Source organism: Demequina capsici, from assembly GCF_032102965.1.
GTDB classification, from domain to species: domain Bacteria; phylum Actinomycetota; class Actinomycetes; order Actinomycetales; family Demequinaceae; genus Demequina; species Demequina capsici.
This window is the reverse complement of sequence record NZ_CP134880.1, coordinates 393,553-415,352: the sequence shown is the minus strand read 5'-3', so window position 1 is coordinate 415,352 and position 21,800 is coordinate 393,553. Positions and strand designations below refer to the sequence as shown.

At 66.9% G+C, this 21,800-nt stretch carries 15 protein-coding genes; 5 read left to right on the top strand and 10 right to left on the bottom strand.

The window, feature by feature from the left end:
- The first annotated feature begins 149 nt into the window (after positions 1-149).
- On the top strand, positions 150-1,280 hold the full coding sequence (locus RN607_RS02025) for an acyltransferase family protein (RefSeq protein ID WP_313543987.1): 1,131 nt from the start codon (positions 150-152) through the stop codon (positions 1,278-1,280).
- Between the two features lie 278 nt (positions 1,281-1,558).
- Here the strand turns inward: RN607_RS02025 and RN607_RS02020 are convergent, their stop codons facing one another.
- The 7 genes from RN607_RS02020 to RN607_RS01990 form a co-directional block, all read right to left on the bottom strand.
- Positions 1,559-2,827 carry an O-antigen ligase family protein gene (locus RN607_RS02020; RefSeq protein WP_313543985.1) on the bottom strand — a complete coding sequence of 423 codons (1,269 nt, stop codon included), beginning with the start codon at positions 2,825-2,827 and terminating at the stop codon, positions 1,559-1,561.
- Between the two features lie 155 nt (positions 2,828-2,982).
- Positions 2,983-3,978 (bottom strand): glycosyltransferase family 2 protein, encoded by a 996-nt coding sequence (locus RN607_RS02015; protein WP_313543983.1) that lies wholly within the window; start codon positions 3,976-3,978, stop codon positions 2,983-2,985.
- Positions 3,975-4,478: an acyltransferase gene (locus tag RN607_RS02010; protein ID WP_313543981.1), complete on the bottom strand. Its 504-nt coding sequence runs from the start codon at positions 4,476-4,478 to the stop codon at positions 3,975-3,977. Before RN607_RS02010 ends, RN607_RS02015 begins: the two co-directional genes overlap by 4 nt.
- A 183-nt stretch (positions 4,479-4,661) precedes the next feature.
- Entirely contained in the window at positions 4,662-5,696 is a 1,035-nt protein-coding gene (locus tag RN607_RS02005) for a glycosyltransferase family 4 protein (RefSeq protein ID WP_313543979.1), read from the bottom strand.
- Positions 5,693-6,808, bottom strand: coding sequence for a DUF1972 domain-containing protein (locus RN607_RS02000; RefSeq protein WP_313543977.1), 1,116 nt, complete (start codon positions 6,806-6,808; stop codon positions 5,693-5,695). The genes RN607_RS02005 and RN607_RS02000 overlap by 4 nt, the downstream gene beginning before the upstream one ends.
- Before the next feature lie 267 nt (positions 6,809-7,075).
- Positions 7,076-8,542 (bottom strand): sugar transferase, encoded by a 1,467-nt coding sequence (locus tag RN607_RS01995; protein WP_313543974.1) that lies wholly within the window; start codon positions 8,540-8,542, stop codon positions 7,076-7,078.
- 156 nt (positions 8,543-8,698) lie between these two features.
- Positions 8,699-10,543 (bottom strand): DUF4012 domain-containing protein, encoded by a 1,845-nt coding sequence (locus tag RN607_RS01990; protein WP_313543972.1) that lies wholly within the window; start codon positions 10,541-10,543, stop codon positions 8,699-8,701.
- A 195-nt stretch (positions 10,544-10,738) separates the two neighbouring features.
- Between RN607_RS01990 and RN607_RS01985 the strand changes: the two genes are divergently transcribed.
- On the top strand, positions 10,739-12,154 hold the full coding sequence (locus tag RN607_RS01985; RefSeq protein ID WP_313543970.1) for an HNH endonuclease signature motif containing protein: 1,416 nt from the start codon (positions 10,739-10,741) through the stop codon (positions 12,152-12,154).
- 218 nt (positions 12,155-12,372) lie between these two features.
- On the opposite strand, the gene RN607_RS01980 is transcribed toward RN607_RS01985, so the two are convergent.
- Complete coding sequence (locus tag RN607_RS01980) at positions 12,373-15,360, bottom strand: FAD-binding and (Fe-S)-binding domain-containing protein (protein ID WP_376784210.1); 2,988 nt, start codon at positions 15,358-15,360, stop codon at positions 12,373-12,375.
- 504 nt (positions 15,361-15,864) lie between these two features.
- Between RN607_RS01980 and RN607_RS01975 the strand changes: the two genes are divergently transcribed.
- Positions 15,865-16,845, top strand: a complete 981-nt coding sequence (locus tag RN607_RS01975; RefSeq protein ID WP_313543966.1) for a hypothetical protein — start codon at positions 15,865-15,867, stop codon at positions 16,843-16,845.
- Between the two features lie 139 nt (positions 16,846-16,984).
- Here the strand turns inward: RN607_RS01975 and RN607_RS01970 are convergent, their stop codons facing one another.
- On the bottom strand, positions 16,985-17,893 hold the full coding sequence (locus tag RN607_RS01970) for a L,D-transpeptidase (RefSeq protein WP_313543964.1): 909 nt from the start codon (positions 17,891-17,893) through the stop codon (positions 16,985-16,987).
- A 344-nt stretch (positions 17,894-18,237) separates the two neighbouring features.
- Between RN607_RS01970 and RN607_RS01965 the strand changes: the two genes are divergently transcribed.
- Positions 18,238-19,209, top strand: coding sequence for a hypothetical protein (locus RN607_RS01965; protein WP_313543962.1), 972 nt, complete (start codon positions 18,238-18,240; stop codon positions 19,207-19,209).
- A 355-nt stretch (positions 19,210-19,564) separates the two neighbouring features.
- Entirely contained in the window at positions 19,565-20,800 is a 1,236-nt protein-coding gene (locus RN607_RS01960; protein WP_313543960.1) for a hypothetical protein, read from the top strand.
- Between the two features lie 68 nt (positions 20,801-20,868).
- Here the strand turns inward: RN607_RS01960 and RN607_RS01955 are convergent, their stop codons facing one another.
- Entirely contained in the window at positions 20,869-21,684 is an 816-nt protein-coding gene (locus RN607_RS01955) for a L,D-transpeptidase family protein (RefSeq protein ID WP_313499324.1), read from the bottom strand.
- Positions 21,685-21,800: the final 116 nt, after the last annotated feature.

Below are 21,800 nucleotides of genomic sequence, written 5' to 3'. Positions count from 1 at the left end.
CACACGCACTGGCATTAGACCCAGTCACGGCGCGCCACTTGAGATGTGACTGATGCAGGCGAGGCATGTTTCGCGCAACACGGGCTGGACTCTACGCCCCACATCCACACTCAACCGACGCCTTCCGAGCGGATGCTAATGTCCTGTCCATGAATGGCACACGCTTAGGCGAGATGAACTCTCGGTCAAACAGCATCGGCTTCATCCGTCTCGTCGCCGCGACTGCCGTGATTATAGGTCACTCATTCCCCGCCGGCGGCTTCTCCGAATGGGATATCACACTTGTCTGGACGAATAATCAAGCGGGACTTGCTCGCACCTCTGTCGACGTTTTCTTCATCCTCAGCGGTTTTCTGATTGCGCAGAGTTTCGCTCGAACCTCCTCAGTATGGGTATTTGCATGGCATCGCTTCCTGCGAATCTATCCCGCGTTCTGGACCGTATTGGTAGTCACGGGATTTGTCGTCGCGCCATTGTCAGCTAGCGTTATCGGCTGGGAGTACATGACTATGAGCGCCCCACTCATCACCGGCGTGAAGGGCTTCATTCCAGGTGTCCTTGAGAACGCGCCACTGGCCGGCATCAACGATTCACTCTGGACGCTCCCCTGGGAGCTTAGAGCATACGTGCTAATCGGTGCTCTTGGCGCGCTCTCTATACTTCGGAAATGGCCCGTCCTCGCGCTCTTTCTCGGCAGTTGGGCTTGGATGACATTTGATATCATAAGCGCGAGCGGAAGTGAAAGCTTCTCAACTATCAATTCGGGCGTCCGACTCTTCACTTTCTTTCTTGCGGGCACACTATTCTACTTACTCCGCGAGCAGATCGTGATGAAACTCCACGTGTTCATCATGTCTGCGACAGTTTTGGTCACTGCACTTGTAGCAGGGTTGTTCATCGTCGACTCCGCCGGCGGTCTCTTCTACATAGTTGCTCCGGTTCCGTTGGCGTACTGTACATTCTGGCTCGCAATCAATCTCCCGAATTGGTTCCGCCAGATCAACTCAAGCTACGACTACTCCTATGGAATCTATATCTACGGAACGCTCATTCTGAATATACTGGCCGCAGCAGGCCTCAATAACAATTGGTTCCTATATGTCGGGATCGATTTGGTCGCAACGCTGGTGCTCGCTGCACTGAGTTGGCACTTCATTGAGAGGCCAGCGCTGAGCCTAAAGTCTGTTCGCCTGATTCGAGAGGAGGGCGCGTTGCGACTCCGGCGCGGCACCCACGCGCCGCTCGCGAGTCTCGGCAGACAGCCCAACTCGGACGTATAGACGGCTAGGTACCTCCCCATTCACGGACTGCAGTTCTTGTCGGGGAGGCCAACCCCGGCTTACGCCACTGACTGCGTTCTCGCCGAGCGACACTCATGACTCGCCCAACCTTTGCGCCACGCACGGATCCCTCGCTCACGTGCAGAAGTTCGCAACCGAAGGGATCCAAGTCCCGCTGGCTTGCCTGCCCCGGGCGGGCATACTCTCGTACTCTGAGCACCGGCAGCCATGTCCTCGCAGCCGGGAAAGGCAGTTGCGATTGGCTTGCGCATCTCTCTTCAGCTGTGTCGATACGGCAATAGACCTCGACCGAGCGCCCGACTACCGCGCGGAATGCTCAATGCCAGGGCGAGATATGGGAACGCAAACCAGAGCGCGTTCGTGGCCATCGAGCAAATAAGAAAACCGCAGAGGACAAGCAGTGTGAACGTGCGGTCGCTCGACAGCCAGTACGCCGAAAAGAGCGCCGCTAGGAATAGGGACAACCCTGCGATGCCTCCTGCGTACAGTACTGCGAATAGCACTGAACTCAGATACGCCGGGCCGGTGCCCGTGGTGTCGACAAGATGGGTCTGCGAGTACGAGTTGGTGCCGAGCCCCAGAATCCATCCAGCATCGTGACTCAGATCAGAGAGAGCGTCTGAATAGATCTGGATCCGGTAGCTGGCGGTCGTGGAACCAAAGTCAAGGAGATGCGCCAACCTCCAGGGAATGGTCTCGGGACTTGCATTCCACCACGCGACGGTGACCGCGACCCACACCGCGACCGCTGTGGCGACTGCGGCCACCACGAAAGCCCAGAAGTGACGTCGGTGTCGCTGGGTCGTCAGCGCCCACACGAGAAGCACGCACCCGAGGGCGAGCCAGGCCGCTCGCGTGCCTGACCAAGCGGCTCCAGCGATAAGCGGAACAACAGACCACTTAGTCCAGTTCGCGAACCAACGGCTGGCCGAAAGGATGACGACGATCGCAAGCACCTCGCTGGAGGCCATGATGTTCGGCTCGAACGCCAGACCCACGAGACGACCGTCAGACGAGAACCCTGGAACATTCCCAAGATCGTTGCCCAGGAGGAGCCCCACACCTCCCGACACAAGACCGATCACCACGATCGAGGCCCCTGCGACGACTGAGCTGCGCGCAATCCGCTTCTTCTGCCCGTCGTCGAGCTCGGCGACCCCAACGAATACCAACCCACCGACAAGCATCTGCGACCAAACCCAGAGACTTTGAAGAGGTGCGGGAGCATGAACAATCGACGATATGAGTTCAACCGCCAGCCAGGCGCACGCCAGAGCCGCTACAGGTCCGACCGAGCGCCTCCACGGCGCCTCGCCACGGCCCGGGTAGGAGAGGGCCGTGGCGACAAGGAGGATCGCGCCGAGCTGGGACAGACGTAATGTCGCGGGCCCAACGTCCAGGAGCACACCGTTCATCCAGAGCGATGCAACCGAGACCTGCCAGCGCCACTCGCGAACGGCGGTCCAGGCAGCCAACAACATCGCAAACGCGGCGATGGAAGGCACCACCCCGGCCTCGACAAGCACGACGAAAAGACCCAACGCAGTCAAGGCCCCGCCCACCAGCGCGCGCCGCCGCCAGGGACGCTCGGCCGCGCGAGCTACCGCGGCATACACACGTGACCGGCCAGAACCGAGAGCAACAGGAATATGCCACGCGCCTGTGTGCAAGCCGTTTGCGCTCAAGAGCGACCGCCCGCGTCAATGGCCCCACTGGTTGGTGGTCCGGTGACCGGCACCACGCGATGACCCGGTGCGATGGCCTTCGCGTACGCCCAAAACCGCATCGCGTCGCTACGCAGTCGCGCGCCGTCTTGTCGCCGGATTGCTGCCACCGCGGCGGACACCGCGGCCCTCGCGAGGAATCCCGACGACACAACCACCCGCCATGCGAACAAGTGAAGCGGCCCCCTCGACATGGTGGACCTGAACACGTCGTAAAGGTTGATCACCCATGTGGGGCTCATTCCGAGCATCTGGGTGGCATCGCTCCCGCCGACCGCGTGGTCGATCAAGGCGTCCGTGACGACTACAACCGGGACATCTAGGTCGCATGCACGCAGACATAGGTCGATGTCCTCGCCATACATGAACCAATGCTCAGAAAGACCACCCAAGCTATCCCAGATCGTCGCCCGCATGACCATGCAAGCGCCCGAGACCCAATCGACTGGCGCCACGGGCTCCCGTAGCTGGTGCGCGAAAGCGTAGTGGCCGCGCAGTGACGTGCCCAGCCGTGCGAGGCCCGAAAAGTGCCAGGCCATTGCGCGAACGGATGGCGCGCGACCAGCGGACACCACACCATGCCCTCCACGAGCAGGCACGAAGAGGGGCGCCGCGACTCCGCCGATCTCGTCTACGGCCGCGAGCAGCCGTGCCCCAGCGAGTGGGGCGAGCTCCGTGTCGGGATTCAGCAGCATGAACGCGCTGCCCTTGGCATGCGCGGCGGCGATGTTGACCGCGCGAGCGAATCCAAGGTTGGCTCCGGTCGCGATCACGGTCGCGTCTGGGCATACAGCCCTCGTCAATGCCACGGACCCGTCTGCAGACCCGTTGTCGGCCACGATGACCTCGTAACTGTGCCCCTCGAACGCGTCCGCGAGGCTCGCAAGACACTGCTGCAGCACCTCGGCGGAGTTGTACGTGACCATGAGAATCGAGACATCGGGAACACTCATCGTCTGCGCACCACCTGGGCGGGGGTCCCGAACGCCACTGAATCCTCCGGGATGTCCTTCGTCACGACCGACCCCGCGCCCACCACCGATCGTGAGCCGATCGCGACTCCAGCAAGAATGGTGACTCCCGCGCCGATCCAGACGTCGTCGCCGAGCCGCACAGGCGCCGGTGCACCGGGCTGCTCCCGGATCGTGGTTCCGCGTTCGAAACGGTGCTGTTCCGACATGATGACCACGTTCGGCCCCAGCAGGCAGTCACGACCGATCTCGATGCCACCACCTCCGTGCAAGAGGTTTGCAAAACCGATGGCGGTGCGCTCACCGACGCGAATTCCCTCGCCGAACTGCCTGACGGTGCCACTTCCGCGGAGGATCGCAGAACGGTCGATCGTGACGGAGTCGCCAAGCACCACCCCACGCTTGGACCGCGCGTCGATCATGACGCCGTCGGCGAGCGCGACGCTCCGGCCCACGGTCAGGCGGGAACGCCCCAGAACCACGACACGACGCTGTATGAAGGTGCCAGGGAGCCCCCTGCACACGCCTCGGACACGATCGGATATCTTGCGCGCGACAAAGGCGGTCAGCTCGCCGTCGGTAAGTTGCGGGTCGAACCCAGCATCCAATCCGCGCTGCCGGGAGTACATCCCGTCCAGAATCGCTCGAATCCTCTTCGCCACGCTCTACCCTCCCGCGACCACAGTCTCACGAATGTTGGCCACGACTTGAGCCCACCCTCGGGGCTCCGACGCCGACGTTCGCGAGAGTTCGGGGACACCGTTCAGAGCCTCGACTATCTCGTCCACGCTCAACGGATCGAAGCTCCGCGCGGAGACACCGACCTCCCGCAACGCGGGTATGTCGCTCGCAATCACAGGAAGCCCGAAGGCCGCTGCCTCGATCATGGGGAGTCCGTATCCCTCGTCGAGGGTGGGGAAGGCAAGCGCCGCCGCGTTCTCGTAGAGCCAACGGAGCTCGCCGGGGCTTACGGCGCCAGGCATCACCACCGAGCGCTCGACATTGGGATCTGCCGCCAGCGCCGGAGGCAGGCCGTCACGAGGACCGACGATCACAAGTTCGTGCGTGGCCCCGATCCGAGACCGTCCGAACGCTTCCACGAGTCGCGTGAGGTTCTTGCGCACATTGAACCGTCCAACGCTGAGCACGAACGGCTTCGCTATCCCGTGAACCGGGAGCGCTGTGCTCTCCACAAGCTCGCGCGGCACGCCATAGTCTGTCGCGACCATACGATGCTCGAGCTCTGGCCACACCGCCAAGGTCGCTACGACCTCGCTCTCCGCACCCGTCACGACTCGGTCCGTGTGACGCAGGCTTCGTCGGATCCGGGATAGGTACAGCCGCTCTTTCGCGGAGAACCACTCCGGGTGACGAACAAAGATCGTGTCGTAGAGGATCACGATCGAGAAAGCGTCCACGGCACCGATACCGAAGTTGTTCGAGATCACCACGTCGACGTCGCGCCCCAGCGCTCGCATGCCGCGAACCAGCAGCGCATGCGGCAGCCGTTGCGCGCTGGACTCTACGATCCGGGCCGACGGAAGCTCGCTACGCGCTGAGTCTGCGGCACGCGGTTGCACGTAGAGGGTGATTTCATCGTCCGGGAACGCGTTGACCCAGGCTCGGGCCAGGTCACGCACGATGTTCCTGCCTGACGGCGGACCGTCGAGCCACCAGATCGCGTCGATCGCCACTCTCATGCGTCACGCAGCTTCCGCAGAAGCTGTTCGTAGGCGCTCACCACGCTCGCCCATGAGTACCGCTCGTGGGCACGTGTGCGCGCGCTCGCTACCATTGCCGCACGCCGGGAGTCGTCACCGAGCAGCTCGAGGATTATCGAGGCGATGGCGTTTGGACTCGGGTCGACGAAGCAGCCTCCTGCTCCCAGTACTTCGCGGTTGTAGACCGTGTCGCGGGCAAGGGTGGGAGCGCCGGCCCACATCGCCTGGACGAGCGCAGGGTTCGTGCCACCGACCGAGTGCCCGTGAAAGTAGACCCCTGCGTGAGCCCACAGGCCCTCAAGCAGCACGTCGTCCTTCACATGTCCCAACCACGTCACCGACGGGCGACTGCTGGCGACCTGGGCCACCCTCTCCTCGATTTCGCCGCCATAGCCGGACGAGCCGACGACGACCACTGGGATGCCAGAGGGCAACTGTTCCACGGCGTCCATGAACTCCAGAATCGAGTTCTCAGGCACGAACCGCGCGACGTAGAGTACGTACTTGCCGCTCGCCAGATCCAGCGGCGCCACTTGGTGCTCACCCGGCATCGGCCCCCCGTACGGGATGAATGTGCCGTCGCGGTCGAACGTGGACCGCCAGTAGTCCCCGATAGCGTCGGCGTCGAATACCAGCTCGTCACCCCAACGGGCAACGGCCTTCGCCCCGCTCCTGAAGACTGCACGCGCAACCTTGCCCCACTTGGCTCGCTCCCATTCGATGCCATCGACGTTGACAACGGTAGGAATGCCCCGTGCACGTAGGAAAGGTAGCCAGAATCCATTCGCTACGTTCATCACGAGAGCAACGTCTGGTCGACGCCATGCGGCGTCGACGCATGACGTGAAGCCGAAGGACGGCGTGCTGAGCGCCTTCGAGTCAAGCCCGAACGTCCGCCGACTCACGACCTTGCCGTCGAAGTGCGTCGCTGTTGTTGAGTCGCGCCCGTAGACGTCGACTTGCCACCCCTGCTCGACGAGATGCGGCACCAGGTATCGGACAGCGGTCTCGAAGCCACCGTAATAGCTCGGGTAGCCTCGCGTGCCGATAATCGCGACCCGCGGCGCCGTCCGCTCGATCTCCACGTTCATGCTCCTTGCAAGGTCAGGCCCCGTCATGTGGCCGGCCGACATGAGTAGACGCGTTCGATGCGACGCGCGGGACTGACACGAAGACACCAGGAATCGCGGATCACACCGAATCGCTCGCCCGCGGCGATCGCTCTCGAACTGCGAGCAACTTCGCGGCCTGCATGCCCTCGGTGCAATCTAGGATACGGGGCCTCACAGCATGTCGCGTCGACGGCTTGCCGACGCGGACGTTCGAGAGTCGTCAGCTCAGAGTTGTCTGGCATTCCCTCAATATGCCCCGCGCGGCTTGAGCACGGTGTAGATCGTCCTCAGAATGATGAGCACGTCTCCCCCCAGCGTCCAGTTGTCCGCGTAGTACAGGTCGAGCCGCACTGACTCTTCCCAGCTCAGATCAGATCTCCCGGAGACCTGCCACAGGCCAGTCATCCCGGGCTTCACCAGCTGCCGACGCTCGACGTTCTCCTCCCACTGCTGGGCCTCACGAGCCAACGGAGGTCGCGGACCGACCAACGACATGTCTCCCTTGAGGACGTTGAGCAGCTGAGGCAGCTCATCAAGGGAGAACCTGCGAAGCACCCGGCCAACAGGAGTGACACGCGGGTCGTTCTTCATCTTGAAGAGCCTGCCGTTGCCATCGGTGCTCTCCAGCAGATCCTTCAGCCGGCTCTCCGCGTCCACGAACATCGACCGGAACTTGTACATCTGGAAGGGCCGCATGTCGAGGCCCAGACGTTCCTGCTTGAACAACGCGGGCCCGGAGGACGTAGCGCGCACCGCAATCGCAATCGCGATCATGGGCACGGAGAGCACCAGCAAAAGCAGCACCGCGCCAATACGATCCAGCATCGCCTTGACGACGTACTTCGCGCCTACGAAGGTGGGCGAGCTGACGGAGAGCAGCGGGAGCCCGGCCACAGGAGCCATTCGAACGCGAGGCCCGGCAACATCCACGAGGGACGGAGCCACGAGCAACTCGATGCCGCTTCCCTCCAGCGCCCAACCCAGCTGCCGGCTCTCCCGGAAGGACATCGCCTCGTTTCCTGCAACGACAATCGCGCCCGCGTTCAGTGCACGCGCTTGCGCGACGGGATCAACAAGTTCGCCTATGCGGACGATCCGACCATCCAGGTCGCTCCAATCCTCGACGTGTCCTGGCACGGACGCGACTCCCACCACACGGAACCCGGCGCGGCGGGCGGCACGGAAGCGACGCTCAAGAGCCTCGACATTGGTCGCGGATCCCACGATGAGGACGTTGGACTGCAGAGCTCCCGCGTCGCGCCTGCGGATGATCCAGAAGCGCCACGCGCTCCGGCCAGCCAGCAGAAGCACGATGCCCAGCGGGAACGCCACGAACAGGAAGATCCGGGAGACTTGCCACTGGGTGACGAAGCCGACGACGGCGATCACGGCGAAGGTGCGGGCGGTCCCGGTCACCAACCTCTGGAGCTCCTGCGGACCATGCCCCAGCACTCCAGGCTCACGGGAACGTGCGAGGCCCAGCACAAGCCACCAGCTCAGCCCGATCGCGGGGACAACGAGCAGGTAGGACGGCTGGAAAGGCCCCGTGACGTTGACCTCGTCATCGAACTGGAACCGCACGCCATACGCGACGCCCAGCGCGATCAACAGCATCACGGCATCGGTCGCACCGATCGACGCCCTGAGCCACGGGCCCCAGCCGCGCCTGCCGCCCACGCTTCGCGGGAGGGGGTTTCCCAGCGGGTCAGTCACGTCACCTCGTTCCCAGGTCGAGGTGACAGCATGGGCACCGGCGGCGCTGCCCCCGGCACCGCTCAGACCGTTGTCCCCTCAACGTTCCCATGATTGGGATGTCTACAACTTCCGGAAGTCTACCAACGGCCATCGCATACGGCGGCAGGTATGCCGCTATGCCGCGCAGTTCATCGCAGCGGTGCTCACCCAATCCGACAGGAAGTTGGTGCGCGCCGTCGGAGAGACCACCACAGAGGTCGCGGGATCGAAGTCTCCATCGATGACGAAATGGACGGCCGCCGTCTCGTGCTGGCCGATCTCCACCCGCACCTTGACCACCTGTCGCCCCTCGTAGGGCTGAGCGGTGAAATCGACCGGCGTGCCATCGATGTCGACCGAGGAGATCGTGCCCCCGGATGGCGGGATCAGCAGGATGAAGGACGAGAACCGGCCGAGCGGCGTGTCGTAGTAGCCGCCGGACACGTAGGTGGGAAGGGCGCTCATATCGCCGTCGAAGTCGAGCGACACGCTGTAGGTCACGTCGTACTGCTGCGGCCTGCCGGCCGCGCACTGCGTCGCCGCCACCGTGGTGGTGGTGTTCACGTAGTAGCCGATCTTGGACCCCGCAGTGTCGTTCTGGAAGATGCCGATCGCATCGGAATTCTCCAGGAACGCGCCATCGATCCCGAGCGTCGTGAACGCCGCCTCCTCCGCGCTGTCGGGGCTCCAGGCGAAGATGCGTCCCTCTTCGATCGCATGGGCGGCACCGTCGAACGCGATGTTGCCCTGCATCGCCTGGGAGATGAGCCCCTTGGCGAACTGTGCGAACACCTGGTCCTGTACGTCCGGGTCAGGGAACTTCAGGTAGAAGTCACCAAGCAGCGCGCTCGCCAGGTTCGTCCCGTCCACCGTGAGATCCCCCACGGTCACGGGCTGCGCGTCCTTGAGGATGTATTGGAGCGCGACCGGGTCGAGCGAGATCACTGCCGACGGCTGAGCACCTACCAGGCGCTCCCAGTAGTCCGCCATCAGGGCGGCGCTGCGCGGGAACTCGGGCGTGTACGTCGAGTCCTGCGGCACGGACGTGAAGGTCGAACCGAACAGCGCGAGCTCCTCGTCCGTCGGCTGGCCGAGCGGCACGTTGTGGAACGGGATTCCGAAGTCCGCCGCGGAATAGAAGTCGCCGATCGTGATCTGCCCGTCGGCGACCGTCACGTCGATCGCCGACCCCGGGATGCCTCCGGTCGCGCGCGGCTCCGAGTTGTTCTGGATGATGACCTCGTAGGTGCGCGTCGTGCCCGCGCCGAGCAGCTGCGGCACCATCGGCAGAATCTCGTTGACGGTCTGAAGCGTCGCGGGCACGCCGGCCAACGCGTCGCGGACGGTCGCGACGCCGTCAGCGATCTGCGCGATCGAGTTGCTCGTGTCCACTTGGGCGAGTTTGGCGTTCTGGTCCTCGATCACCGTCTGCGCCTCAGCGAGGATCGGCACGAAGGGCTCGGCGATGTATGGATCGATGCGGCCGTTGTCGATCGGCGGGGACTCGATGATCGACAGATCCTGCTGCTCGAGCGGCACGAGCACCGAGTCGTTGAGCGCGGTGAGCGTGTCGCCGAGCGCCATCAGCGGGATGACCTGGTCCTTCACCCATGGGACCTTCGCGGCGAGGTCCCACAACGGGCCCTGCGTGTGGTCGGCGTAGTCGACCGCGTCGGCCGAGACGTTGGCGAGCACCGTCTGGATCGCGGCGGAGTCGCGGTTCTTGGCGGCCGCCTTCGCAGGCTCTATCTGAGCCTTCAGACGGTCGGTCGCGTCCTTCGCGGCGAGCGCGTCCTTGGCGAACAGGTACCCGGGCACCGCGATTGCCACCACCATCACGAACCCGATCAGCGCCACCCACCGCCACGGGTGCGGGCGCTTTCCCGAGTAGTGCCGAAGCTGGCCGGTGGCTTGGACCACGTTCTGGGGTGCGGGCTTCGCTCCGCGCCGCGTCGCGCGCGCATCCTTACGGTCCGCCAACGTGGTCCTCTCGCTCGGGCAGCGAGCCCGGGGCGCGCGCAGCCAGTCGTGGCGCCAATGCTACGTCGGCTTCAGGGCCGCGCTCGCACGACGACGCCGGGTGCGCCCAGGTCGGGACGACGCCCACCCAGGTTCTCCCCACACCCACGCTTCCGTTTTGTCCGCTTTGTCAGACCCTTCGTGTTGACTGAGGTCATGGACATCACGACCGCCGAGATCGCTCGAGCGATGCGCGCGCTCCAGCTCTTCGACGGTCGCTCCACCACCTCCCTCAGCGAATCCGAGCTCATGAACCTGATGGATGCGCTCTCCCGGTTGGGTCGCATCGCCAACACCACGCTGGCGGCCTGCGCAGGCGAGGTCGAACGTCGCTCCCGGCCGGAGCTCGGCCGCCAGGGGCTGGCGCGCCGCAACGGATTCCGCACCCCCGCACACCTCGTCGCGGCCGTCGGCAACGGCACGGTCGGCTCCGCGCACCAGCTCATCGAGACGGGCAAGGTCATGGCGGATGCCGTCCCACCCGTCGGTGAGGACGCTCGGCCGGTTCAAGGCCATTCTCACCTCACGCGTGCGATCGCCGACGGGCTGCTCGACTCCGAGTGCGCGGCGCTCATCTCCAGGACCCTCCGCGCCGTGGCCACGCTGCGCACGCAGCTCGCAGCCGCCCGCGACGCCGGCGGGCCCTCCGCACCCACCCACGAGTCCGCGCCCTGGACCGAGCCTTCCCCACTCGAGGCCTCACTGGTGGAGACCGCCACCACCCACGGCATCAGCAGACTGCGCCGCGCCTGCCTCCAGGCCCGCGCAGCCGCCGACCCCGTCGCGTGGGAACGCCGCGAACGTCAAGCACGCGACGAGCGCTACCTCGTCATGAACACGGACGAAGATGGCATCGTCAACCTCCGCGCGCGGCTCGACGCCGCATCAGCCGCTCCGCTCGCCACCTGGCTCGAAGGACAGGTGCGAGACGCCTTCCAACGCCGACGCGACGCAGCCACCGTCCCGTCCGGTGACACGCGCACCGCCGGCCAGATCCGCGTCGACGCACTCGCCGCCCTCGCGCGGCACGGCCTCGGATGCGAAGCCGACGCCACCGCACCCACCACCACGGTCGTCGTCCGCGTCGCAGAAACCGACCTCCAGGCAGGAGTCGGCCTCGCAGACTGCGACGACCTCCCCGCGCCCGTCAGCGTCGGCGCACTGCGACGCATGGCAGTGGACCTGCAGGTGCTGCCAGCCGTCCTCGGCGGCAAGTCCGAACCGCTCGACCTAGGCCGCACGCGCCGACTGTTCTCCCGCGCCCAACGGCTCGCACTCGGCGAACGCGACGGCGGATGCGCCATCTGCCAGGCACCACCCACCTGGTGCGAAGCACACCACATCCGCTGGTGGACACGAGACAGCGGGCGCACCGACCTCGACAACGGTGTCCTGCTGTGCACGAACTGCCATCACAGAGTGCACGACGGCACCTGGGAGATCCACGCCGAAAACGGCCGCATCATGGTGCGGCCACCCGCCTCCGTGGACCCCGCCCGGCTCCCACGTCCCGCCGGACGATCCCACACCATCGGCCGGCAGCGAGAGCGAACCGGCGCCACTGCGGCCTGAAGCAGACGCGCACCCCGAGCCGGCCAGCCTCGCCCCTGAGGCTACAGGCGCTGCCACGGGGCGCGTCCTCGTGCGCCCACACACGCGCGTCGCCCGCACAAGCCCGGCGCGCGCCGCTCGTGCGCACACAACAGTCACCGCCAGCGCAGCCGGTCGGCGCGGCCAATCAGCGCTGACGGTCAGCGCTGACGGTCAGCGCCACACGGGGGCACGAACCGTCAGCGCGAGCGCGCGGCTCTCGACAACAGCTCCGCCAGGTGCCACCCGTCCACGCCCGCCACGTGCTCGGCCTGGGTGCGGCACGAGACGCCATCCGCCATGTACACGGCCTCACCTCCTTCGACCGCCTTGCCGTCCTTGCTCAGACCCGCCTTCTCAAGCGCCGGCACGAGCGACGTGTGGGCGATGTCGACCGACAGGTCGTAGTGGCCCTTCTCATAACCCCAGTTGCCCGCCAGTCCGCAGCAGCCCGATGCCTCCGTCACGTTCGCGCCTGCGCGGGCCAGCAGGTCCCGGTCGGCCACGTAGCCCATCACCGAGTACTGGTGGCAGTGGGGCTGGACGACCACGTCGACACCTTCGAGGCTGGGCACCTGCCAGGCAGGATCCGGCTTGACAGGAGCGCGTCCGGTGAGGAGCTCAGCCAGCGTGTAGGTTGCGAGCTGCACCGAGCGCGCACGGGGATCCTCAGGAAGGATCTCCGTGAGGTCGCCGCGCAGGACCGCCATGCACGAGGGCTCGACACCGATGATCGGGATGCCGTTGACCGCGTACGGGCCCAGCACGCTCAGCAGGTGCTCCAGGTGTTTGCGCGCCCCGTCCAGCTGGCCCGTCGAGATCCACGTGACGCCGCAGCAGGCGTCGCCCGCCGTCACGGTGACCTCGAAGCCCGCGGACTCGAGCACCTCCACGATCGCAGTCGGGATCTGGGGGTCCAGCCCGTCCGTGAACGAGTCGGCCCAGAGCACCACGCGTCGCTCGGTGCGCGCGGCGTTCGCGTCGTGCCCGCTCGAACCCGTCGACGGGTCGGAGACCAGCCCGCTGCCCCGCTGCGCACGACGAGCCTTGGCCACCTCCGTCCGACGGAAGGGCTTGGCCGCGAACCTCGGCAGCGACCGTCTCTTGTCGAGCCCCGCGATCGGCAGGATCAGGCGCCGTAGCCAACCGACGGACATGACGCCGTTGACCAGCCACGGCACCCAGCCGATCAGGTTCATCCACCGCGGCAGCCACCCGATGGAGTAGTGCGGCATGGGGCGCAGCCGTCCCTGATACGACCGGTGCAGCACCTCGGACTTGTACGCCGCCATGTCGATGCCCGAAGGGCAGTCCGACGAGCACGCCTTGCAGCTGAGGCACAGGTCCAGGCTCTGGCGCACCTCGGGCGCGGTGAGGCCCCCGATCAGCGAACCGTTGATCGCATCCTGCAGCACTCGGGCGCGTCCCCGCGTCACGTCCTTCTCGTCCTTCGTGGCCGCATATGACGGGCACATGAACCCTGTGCCGGTTCCAGGCAGGTCCGCACGGCACTTGCCCACGCCGGTGCAGCGGTGCACCGCCTCCGTGAGGTCACCGTGGTCGTGCTCGAACGCCATCCCGCCCTTCGACGGAGCGGTGCGAGGCGCAGACGGGCGGCGCAGGTCCGCATCCAGCGGCGCCGGATCCACAATGATGCCCGGGTTGAGCAGGTTCTCCGGGTCGAACAGGGCCTTCACCTGGGAGAACAGACCGACGGCCGCCGGCGAGTACATCGCGCCCAGCAGCTCCGAGCGGGCGCGACCGTCACCGTGCTCGCCGCTCAGAGATCCACCATGCGAGGCGACCAGCGCCGCCGACTCCTCCATGAACGCCCGCAGCGGACGCCCGTCGGCCTGCAGCGGGATGTCGAGCCGCACGTGGATGCACCCGTCGCCGAAGTGGCCGAACGGTTGGCCGTCCACTCCGTGGCGCGCCATGAGCAAATCGAAGTCGCGCAGGTAGGCGCCCAGCCGCTCCGGCGGGACCGCGGCATCCTCCCAGCCGGGCCAGCACTCCTTGTTGTCCGCGGAGCGACCGGCCAGGCCCGCGCCGTCGGCCCGGATGGCCCACAGCTTGGCGGACTCCTTCGCGTCCCGGACCACACGGTAGGTGGATGTGCCCGAATCGGCCGCGAGCGCGGACATCGCCTCCTCCGCCTCTTCCACGGTGGGCGCACCGACCTCGACGAGCAGCCAGCCGGCGCCTGGGGGGAACTCGGGCACCCCCGCGTCGCCCTTCGCGGCACGCACGCGCGCGACGAGTCGGGCGTCGAGCCCTTCGATCGCCTGCGGCCTGTGCGGAAGCATCGGGACGACCGCATCGGCCGCAGCCGGCATGTCGTCGTACGCGAAGACGCCCGTCAGGCGCACTCGAGGCACCTCTACCAGGCGCAACGTCGCCTCAAGGGTGGTTGCGAGCGTACCCTCGGACCCGACGAGGAACCGCCCCAGGTCGGCACCGTTCTCGGTGAGCAGGTGCTCCATCGAGTAGCCCGACACCTGACGCGTGAAGCGCCCGAACTCCGTGCGGATCAGCGCCAGGTTCGCGTCCACCAGCTCCTTGAGACCAGGAACCGCCACCGGGCCGCCGCCCGAGCCGCTCCGGGGGCTCGCCGTGAATCGTCGGCCGAGGCCGTCCACCACGTCGAGGGAGAGGACGTTGTCCGCGGTCCGACCGAATGCGAGCGCATGCGGCCCGCAGGCATTGTTGCCGATCATCCCGCCGAGCGTGGCGCGAGTCCACGTCGACGGGTCGGGCCCGAACCGCAGGCCATGAGGCCCGACGAGCCGCTGCAGGTCGCCCATGATGACGCCCGGCTGGACACGGGCGGTGCGCGCATCCACATCCACATCGAGGATGCGGTTCAGATGGCGGCTGGTGTCCACGACGATGCCGGTGCCGATCGCGTTGCCGGCCACCGAGGTGCCCGCTCCGCGCATGGTCAGCGGCGCGCGCGTGGCGCGGGAGACCGCATGGACGGCGAGCAGCTCGTCGGCGTCGCGAGGGAACACCACCACCTGCGGGACCACCCGGTAGTTGGACGCATCCGTCGAGTACTCCGCGCGCCGACGTGCGCCCGTCTCCACCTCTGCGAGGCCGGCGGCACGGAGAGCGTGGGCCAGATCGTCGAGTGGGGCGGCCGGGGGCGCGGCGGCAGGTTCGGGCGCGGTGGTCGTCACGCTCGACATTCTTGCATCCGGGCGCATGGCGGCGACCGGGGACAAGGGCCCGCGCGCGCCGACCAGGGACAAGGGCCCGCGCGCGCCGACCAGGGACAAGGGCCCGCGCGCGCGGATCGGCCGCGGGGCCCAGGCCCATAGTCGTCCGCTACCGGGCTGACGAGAGCGCCGCCACCCCGGGTCCCTGAGAAGCCCCATGCCGACCGTGGGAGTCGCGCCGTTCGGGGTGAGCGTGACGGGACGCGTCCGTCCGGCGAACCTGCACGGCGAACCTCCACTTGGCAACTCGTGTGACCTGCGCCACACTGTGAGCACGCCACATGCCCTGGTTGACGCATCACATTCGAAGATCGCTCGCGAGGCGGGTCAAAATACCGCAGATCACGCTCCGGCGCAGGCGAATGTTGCAAATGTCACACCGCGCCACTACGTTGGCTTTCGCGTGGCCTTCTCAGGGGAGCTGAGGGAGCATCCCGGGTCGCGCATCCACGCCAAGGGGGCGGGGCAGTACATATGAACATTGCAGAGAAGATCGCGGGCGCGCTCGGCGCCACGGCGGTGGGCGTGGCCATGTGGGCCATCCCCGCCGCAGCCACCGGCTCGGACGACCCGACGCCATACACCGTCTCCACCGCTGGGATCCAGCTTCCTGCCGGGAGCACGTTCCATGACGGCCAGGAGATCAACGTCACCGTCAACGGCACCACCGGGGTCGGCATCCACTTCGAGGCCAAGTGCGTGAGCAGCAGCGCCGCCGAATGCGCAGGCAAGCTCCATGAGGTCGCCCAGTACATCGGCGCCGGCTTCATCCCATGGTCGGCCTTCGGCCTGTCCGGCGAGTTCTGCATCACCTGGGTGCAGGTCGGCGGCTTCACCGAGCACTTCGGCGAGGGCGGACAGAAGTCCGTCTGCATCAACAGCAACAACGGCGAGTGCCCCGACGGCTACACCAAGCCCTCCGACTCCTACGGTGGCGGCAGCACGTGGACCGCCGACCAGGACTATCAGTCCGTGATCCTCGTCGCTGGCGGCGACCAGGACGGCGAGCGCAACTACTTCATCCCCGGCGGCGCGACACAGGGTCAGACCTACTCACGGCCCGACGGGAAGAACATCTCGCACCTCTGCCTGATCCCGGGCACCCCCACCACCACTCCCCCGACGACGCCGTCGACCACCACGCCGGAGACCACCACGCCGTCGACCACCACGCCCGAGACGACGACGCCGGAGACGACGCCTCCCACGACCACGCCGCCTTCCGGTGGCGAGACCCCGGGCACCACGCCTCCGACGACCACACCGCCGTCGGGCGGCGAGGAGCCGACCGGAGGCGAGGAGCCGACGGGCGGAGAGTCCACGCCGACCGGCGACGAGACGACCCCGACGGAGGACACCACCACGACCGCCGCTCAGACTCCGGTCGTCACGACCAAGGTGCTGTCGGCAGGCCCCGCGACAGCGGTGAGCGGCACCCCCACCTACACCGGCTGAACCCGGACGACCGCAACACGACAGGAAGGGGCTGCGCCTGCGGGCGCGGCTCCTTCCTCTGTTTGGGCGCGGCCCCTTCCTCTGTTTGGGCGCGGCCCCTTCCTCTCTCTGGGCCAGACCGCCTCGTCGTCCGCTGCAGTCAGTCGGTGATGTAGACCGGGGTGCCCAGCGGCGGACCGATCTGCTCGGCGAGCTCGGCGATCGTCGCGTTCGGCACCCGGATGCAACCGCTCGACACCACGCGCCCGAAGGAGGTCGGGTCGTTCGTGCCGTGGATGCCGATGACCGCCTCGCCGCCGTGGAACGAGTCGAGAGTCGACTGGTACCCGGACAGCCCGTAGGCGTACGGCCCGTACGGTCCGGAAGCGTCGGGAACCCGGAGCAGCTCCTTCAGGTAGTAGACGCCGCCAGGCGTCGGGCGGTCGTCCCGGCCCACGCCGATCGGCGTCGTCAGCACCGCCTCGGTGCCGTCGTAGACCGTCATGGTGAACCCGGAGATCGAGACCTCGATCCAGAAGTCGGTGGTGCCGACGGCGACATCAGACGCGCGGACCCAGCCCGTCGTCCCGTTCGGCCGCACCGGCAGGTACACCTGGTACCAGCCAGGCGTCTCGTCGCCCCCGTCCGTGACGAGCAGCACGAGCGGGGTGGCTCCCGGCACGGTCAGCACCTGATCCGACCGGACCGTCTGCTGCACGTCGCCGTCCGGCGCCGAGTACACGTCGATGTTCAGGCCGTCGGCCGTCACGAAGGTGCTGACATGATCGTCCACGACCACGGAGGGCTCGGCGTCCTGGGTGGTCCCCGCGGTCGCGGCGACCGCTGGGACGGGCTCGAGGGCCGTCGCGAACGCCGACGCGCCCGCACCCGCCGACGCGTCCGCACCCGCCGACGCGTCCGTCGCTCCTCGCAGCCCGAGAGCCGTTCCCACCGCCGCCAGGACGACGACGCCGATCACCAGCGGAAGCACCGCAGGTCGCGCGAGCCGCACCGCGCCACGCCCGCCTCGCGCGACGCCTCCATCCAGGCTCGCAGGGTCCGACCCCATGCCCCCTCCTCGCCGACGCCGCATGGATGCTGTCAGCCAGAGTGTAACGAGGATCACAGTCGCCACGGCCCGCGCCCAGACCCCTTTCGGGGCGCCGCTTCACCGCCTGACCTGGCGCGTTCGTGTGAGGCATGCCACACTGTGAGCACGGAAGCGATCCGAGTCAGGCTGACGACCCCGCCAATTCGGACCAACCGCTCAAGTTGAGCGGGCAAGTTACCGATAATCGCGCTTCTTCTCAAGAGAGTGTTGCAAATCTCACATCTGCGTGGCTACGGTTAGGCCAGAGGTCCTGGTGGGGATAGAGGGAATCCCCAGACCTCAGCTGAGGTGAGTGAAGAGCCATGAAGCTCAAAGAGAAGATTTCCGCAGGCGTCGCCGCGCTCGCACTGGTCACGGCAGGCGCGGTGCTCGCGGGCACGGCCGCCAACGCATCGGTGCCGATCGTCGACCGTTCGCCCGATGCCACCGTCGAGCAGGTCTCGAGCGACCACATGAACGAGACCCCGTACTGGGTGCAGTGGGTCAAGGACAACGTGGACTCGACCTTCGCAGGTTCGTGCCACAAGACCGACGGCGCCGGACTCGGCAACTCCGTGTACATCAACCAGTCGTTCTCGATCCTGGTGATCAAGTCCGCGACGCACAACTTCGTGTGGGTGTCCGGCTCGGCCGGCACGTACGGGACGCCTGTGGTCGCCACCGGCCACTCGGGCGGCACCTCGCAGGCGATCTCGCACTACATCGTGTGCGACCCGCTGCCGACCAAGACCACCTCGACGTCCACGACGTCCACCAGCTCCACCACCACGACCAGCGGTGGCGGCGAGACGCCCGCGCAGGTCCAGGTGTGCGACCCCGAGTCGCACGAGCTGATCTACGTTCCGGAGAACGAGGTCGAGGGCTACCTGCCCGTCGACGACTCCTCGTGCAAGACGCCCGAGAGCGGCCCTTCGTCGAGCACCACGACCAGCGGTGGCGGCGAGACGCCCGCGCAGGTCCAGGTGTGCGACCCCGAGTCGCATGAGCTGATCTACGTTCCGGAGAACGAGGTCGAGGGCTACCTGCCCGTCGACGACACGTCGTGCAAGACGCCTGAGAGCGGCACCTCGTCGACCAGCACCACGGCCAGCACCACGACCCCCGCCAGCGGCGAGTCGCCGTCGACCGAGACGTCGACGCCTGAGGAGACCACCAAGACGAACAACTCGGTCTCTCCGAACCCCGGCAAGTCGACCACCGCGGTCACCAAGACGCAGGTCCTGTCCGCCGGACCGGCCACCGCGGTCGACGGAACGCCGACCTACACGGGCTGACGATGTGAACGACGAAGGGGCTGGGATGCGCATCCCAGCCCCTTCGTCGTTCCACGAGCAGCTGCTCCGCGATCCCTCAAACCGACCGGCGATCCACCTGCACGACGGGTCACCGGTCGCGCGAGGCAGCAGCTCCGGGCCGGCGCCTCCTTGCCTCGCGGCACGGCGGTGCCGGCCCGTCGTGCGTGCGGCGGCCGAAGCCGTCGAGACCCAACGGCCGCATAGGGTAAATCAGATGAATTCATCACACAACCCTTAAGTGGGATATTCCACACGAATGCGCGTACGCTGACCTCTGAGGCCCCGTCGTGGGCTGACCATGCCCCGGGTCTCGCGCCTCTGGGGGGCGAGTGCAATGAACATCAAGCAGAGAATCGCCGCGACGATCAGCGTTGCGGCACTGGGCGCAGCGGCGTGGGCCATCCCCGCCATGGCCAACCCAGGCTACGGCGGCGGACCCGGCCCGGTGCAGCATGTGGAGGTCTCCATCTGCCACGCCACGGGGAGCCCAGGTCACTGGCGGTACGAGACGGTCGACGACGACTCGATCGTGAACGACCGCCACGAGCTGGTCCACAACGGCCACGCGCTTCATCAGGACGGCAGGGACATCATCCCGCCGTTCACCACGACCGACGGCTATCAGTTCGCCGGCCACAACTGGACCGCCGCAGGCCAGGCGATCTACGCCAACGGCTGTCACATCCCCGACAAGCCCGACGATGCGACAGGGACCGAGACCGTCTCCGTCTCCGGCGCGTGCACCGACGCGATGGACGGCACCTACCTGACGACCACCGTCACCCGGGCGTGGACCGCTGAGTACGTGTGGAGCAGCACCGACGGGTGGGTGCTGGGCGACAAGGTCTACGCCGACCCGGTCTCGACCACCGAGTCGTCATATGATCCCGCCTGCTATCAAGGCGGCGGAGAGCTGCCGATCACCACGCCTGAGGCACCCGTCTGGCATGAGGTGTGCGGGCTCACCTTCAACGACTACTGGGAGATCCCGGAGGTCGCCGGCGTCGAGTACTCGCAGACCACCAACGAGGACGGGTCGATCACGGTGACCGCGACGCCGACGGAAGGCTTCGCCTTCCCCGAGGACGCGACCACGTCGTGGACCATGAAGGACTCGCTCACCGCGTGCTCGTCCGGCGGGGTGACGCCGCCCACGCTCACGGTCGGCACCGCCTGCGCAGCCGACATGACGCTCGCGGTCACGTACCCCTCGACCCCGCTCACGGCATGGTCGTTCACGGTGATCGTCGACGGCGCCGTGTTGACCACGCTCACCGATGACGGATCCGAACCCCTGGCGTATCACGGCAGCGTGCCGGCGTCGTCGCTCCCGACGGGCTCCTACTCCTACTCGGTGGACGCCGTGAACGGCGAGACGACGCTGGCAGGCGTCGCCACCGGCCAGCTCACCTGCGAGGGAAGCCAGGAGCCGACCTCCCAGGCCGCCACTCCCACCACCTCGACGCCGACCGCCACATCCTCGCCCACCTCCACCCCGGAGGCCACGACGAAGGTGCTGTCCGCGGGCCCCGCGTCCGCCGTGGCCGGCACGCCCAGCTACACGGGCTGACCCGGCCGTCGCGAAGGGGTTGGAACCTCGGTTCCAGCCCCTTCGTCCTGCGCGGCCACCTCAGCGGCTCACAGCTGGTCGATGTAAACAGGCGTGCCGAGCGGCAGGCCCACCTCGGTCGCCAGCTCCGTGATCGCATCGTTCGGCATGCGGATGCAGCCGCTCGAGACGTACTTGCCGATCGACGACGGATCGTTCGTGCCATGCATGCCGATGATCGCCTCGCCCCCGTTGAACTCGTCGAGCACGGGCTGGAAGCCGGACAGGCCGTACGCGTAGGGCCCGTAGATGCTCTGCGGATCCGGCACCTGGAGCAGCTCGCGGATGTAGTAGACGCCGCCGGGCGTCGGGCGGTCGTCACGGCCGACGCCGATCGCCGTCTGGAAGACCTGCACCGTGCCCAGGTAGGCGGTGAGCGTGAAGTGGGTGATGTCCACCTCGACCCAGTAGTTCGTGGTGGTCACCGACACGTCGTCCGCACGCACCCAGCCCGTCGTCCCGTTGGGCCGGACAGGCAGATACACCTGGTACCACCCCGTCGCGCGGGTCTCGACGAGGAACGTCAGCGGCGTCGAGTCAGGGACGGTGAGCACGTCGGCGGCGGCGATGGTCTGCTGCACGTCGCCGTTCGGCTCGGTGTACACGTCGATCGCGGACTCGTTGGCGGTGGCGATGTAGCTGAGGTGGGTCTCCTCCTCCACCGGGTCCGGCGAGTAGGTGACGATCGGACCCTCTGCGGTGATCGACGGGGTGGCCGACTGGCTGGCGACGAAGGAGGCGTGCAACGCCTCGATCTCGTCCGGCGTCGGCGGCACGTAGCACCCCGCGAGGGTCACCGCGACGATCGCCGCCGTGGCCGTCGCCGCCAGACTCCTCAGCCTCACCGTGCCTCCCTCGCACCGCGTGCCTCAGGCGGTCGCCGAGGCACACCTGGAGTCTAACGACCGATACCTCGCGTTACCAGGAGCGTGGACGCCACCGCCGTACGATGAAGCCATCG